The following is a 3,064-nucleotide window of genomic DNA, read 5'->3' on the forward strand; positions in this document are numbered from 1 at the left end:
CCAGTGATTTAGAAAGAATCGCAGATAATATTACTTTCATTCATAAAGGAAAGATTCTTTTCAACGAGTCGATAAGAAATATACAGGAGCGTTATGCATTAGTAAAAGGAAGTGCAAATCTAATCAACCAAGACATTGAAAAATGTTTTATCAGTATGGAACGTTCCTCTACCGAATTTCAAGCAATAACAAATAATGCAGAAGAAGTAAAAAGATTATTAGGAGCTCAAGTGGTTATTGAAGAAGCTACCTTGGAGGATATTATGTTTTATACGAAAGGAGCTATAGGGCAATATGTATAATTTGATAAAAAAAGATTTAGTTATTCAAAAAACACAGATACTACTTTTTATTCCGTTTATTATGTTCTTTGCAATATTTGCTGATCATATGAGTCCAGCCTTTGTTTTTCTGATGGCTAGCATGTATATACCACTGAATGGATATATTTACGATGAACAAGTAGAATCTAATATACTTCTTAATTCTTTGCCTTATACTAGAAAAGAGATTGTGGCAGCAAAGTACATCGGCGCTATTGCATATATGATTGTATCAATAGGAGTAGCTAGTATTATTTTTTATATATTTAGTTATGACTTTTTGATAAAGGATATATCTATCGCCATGGGACTATTTTTCCTTTTTACTGCAGTTGTTTTTCCGTTATTTTATATTTTAAAGCCCGGATATATAGGTGCAGTGGTTATGGTTGGATTTATTTTCTTAGCTGTTGTTATCCCGCCAATCTTCCGATTCCTGACTAAACATCTCACTGCGATTACAGATTTTCTAACTAGCATGTCGACAACAACTCTTTACCTTAGTGGCGCAGCTACCTGCATTATAATGTATCTAATTTCATGGATGGTTAGCCAATCTGTATATCAGCGGAAGGTATTCTAAGTTTATCTCAGTAATACTACAATTGAGATTGTGGATTCGAGTTCGATAAAGGAAACATTAAAAAAGGAATGTCTCCAAAAAATGAGTCATTCCTAATACACTCTCTTGTTTAAGGACTGAAGACAAATTGCTTTGAATTTGTCTTCAGTCTCTGGCATTTCTAGGACTGTATTGTCCCATTTATTTCTTACCTTATATGTCTAAAAGAATCATTTACAATTTCTATGCACTTTTCCAATCGTAGAGACCGGTTGTTTTCCTCAACTATGTGAAGGCTAATACCGTACTCATTAAATAAGCTTTTTAATAATTCACTATCCTGTAACCTTTGCTCTTCGCCAACAGGTAGTCGAGTACCGTCCATTTCATAGGAATTATGAGGCTCTAAGTAAATATAAGTATCTATTTGATTTACTCGACTCTTAATCATTTCGCTCAAAACTGTACTTTTTTCACCTATACTTTTCATACGGAAGAATTGTGTATATGTTTCTTCAGTATCGATAAATAGTACTTTATTGGCAAACGGAATAGCTTGTTGGATAGTATAGCTATGTCCAAAAGCGATTTGATGGAAGTCCTCCGGCATGTCGATATCAAAACAACTATTGATGTTATCGTAGAAGGCTCTACCGTATTCTTCTACAAAGTTCGTTTGAAAGTGAGCAGCTAACAGCTTAGCCATCGTTGACTTCCCGGTAGATTCTACTCCGCATAAACAAATTCTTTTAACATATGATTTTCTTACAGCAGGTGGGAGCATTCCCCAACATGCATATACACCCTTATTTCGTATTTCTGTTGCGGAAATACGAAATTGGCTATTAAGACGATCAAAAATAATATGTTCACTGGTCGGAAAGTATTTGTTAAAGTAATCCTCATAGTCGGCTTCACTACTAAACACATAATCTAATTTTCCACCGAGCTTTTGAAGCAATTCCTCATTCGCCTTTTTCACTAATGGGTCTGTCATATATCCATCTGAACGCCGCTCATAATGAGACAAAACACGAACGTTTGGTAATTCCTTTGTTGCTTTAGTCACCCAACGCTCTCTTAGGCGATGTGACACCCATTCAAACTTACTATTTCTGCATAAATTTTGCTCATATTCTTCATCATAGCCAACGACTACGAATAGCACATCCACTAACGAGGCAGCTTTTATAATACAGCTGAGATGACCCATATGAAAAGGTAGAAACTTACCTCCATAATAGCCAAATGTTAAGTTTGGATCATACTCGTTAATTTGAAGGCCGTAATTCATACGATTCCCCTTCAAGGTTATGTTGCTTTTTATGCATTTTCAGCCAGTTTACATATCCATAAATGGAGTTCACTAAAAATGCCGACCACATTACGAGCATTGACCAATCATTACCGCCAGTTTTTGTGAGTGTGATCAACCATAGGACAATCGTTAATCCATTGACAGCGATCCAAAGCACCCACTGCTCTGCATAACGTTTAAGCATAAGTATTTGAGCTAAAACAGATAACACAACTGCTGCAGAATCTAATCGTACCTGTTGGCCTCCAATTGCATTTAACAGGTAGGCGTAAGATATAGACGCTACAATAGTGATACCAATGATGTATGCCCAACCTTTTTTATCTAGACGCTTCACGGATACGTCTTCACCAATAGTTTGAACTTCCGTTAAGTTTTTTCTCCATAAATAGATTCCGATAAACTGTATTGGAAAATAGAACAATCCATTCAGCATAGACTCCCCATATAATCCATACGTATAGGTGATGTAGGCATAAGTAGACGTGTTCACAATACCAAAATAATAATTGCTAATTTTCCCCTTTGCTACTAATACCACACAAAGCATACCTGTTAGTGAGCTTATCAGACCTAATAACGAATCCTTCCAAGCAAAAAACAAATAAATATTAACTAACGTAAATACACCCAACCAAACTTTCTCAAACAAAGTCCAGTCCTTGAACATTCCCATCACTCTCTCCTTTATTAATCATGTTATTCTCCCCATCAATAATTCCATACAATTCTCAGGAGGTTACCTGCAAATAAGTAAAAATTACCCTCCTTTATAAGAAAATGTATTGAACAATAAAACAATAGATTATTCTGAGAATAAATACAATAACCTTTGAAAAATAAATTTTTAAAATAAATCCA

At 35.0% G+C, this 3,064-nt stretch carries 3 protein-coding genes and 1 pseudogene; 2 read left to right on the forward strand and 2 right to left on the reverse strand.

Features of this window, described 5'->3' with window-relative positions; genetic code table 11:
- A pseudogene (locus AC06OU_RS00960) lies at positions 1-302 on the forward strand (sodium ABC transporter ATP-binding protein); the annotation flags it as partial.
- The gene (locus AC06OU_RS00965) at positions 295-906 is read left to right on the forward strand and encodes an ABC-2 transporter permease (RefSeq protein WP_475853469.1); all 612 of its coding nucleotides are present in this window, start codon (positions 295-297) and stop codon (positions 904-906) included. The pseudogene AC06OU_RS00960 and the gene AC06OU_RS00965, both read left to right, overlap by 8 nt.
- Positions 907-1,093: 187 nt before the next feature.
- Here the strand turns inward: AC06OU_RS00965 and AC06OU_RS00970 are convergent, their stop codons facing one another.
- Positions 1,094-2,179, reverse strand: coding sequence for an AAA family ATPase (locus AC06OU_RS00970; protein ID WP_475853470.1), 1,086 nt, complete (start codon positions 2,177-2,179; stop codon positions 1,094-1,096).
- Positions 2,157-2,879, reverse strand: a complete 723-nt coding sequence (pnuC, locus tag AC06OU_RS00975; RefSeq protein WP_475853471.1) for a nicotinamide riboside transporter PnuC — start codon at positions 2,877-2,879, stop codon at positions 2,157-2,159. Before pnuC ends, AC06OU_RS00970 begins: the two co-directional genes overlap by 23 nt.
- Positions 2,880-3,064: the final 185 nt, after the last annotated feature.

The organism is Psychrobacillus sp., from assembly GCF_056205495.1.

Bases quoted from the DNA above. Each gene is read 5' to 3' on its own strand.
- AC06OU_RS00965 (WP_475853469.1), top strand. From the start codon at position 295: ATGTATAATTTGATAAAAAAAGATTTAGTTATTCAAAAAACACAGATA.
- AC06OU_RS00970 (WP_475853470.1), bottom strand. From the start codon at position 2,179: ATGAATTACGGCCTTCAAATTAACGAGTATGATCCAAACTTAACATTT.
- pnuC (WP_475853471.1), bottom strand. From the start codon at position 2,879: ATGGGAATGTTCAAGGACTGGACTTTGTTTGAGAAAGTTTGGTTGGGT.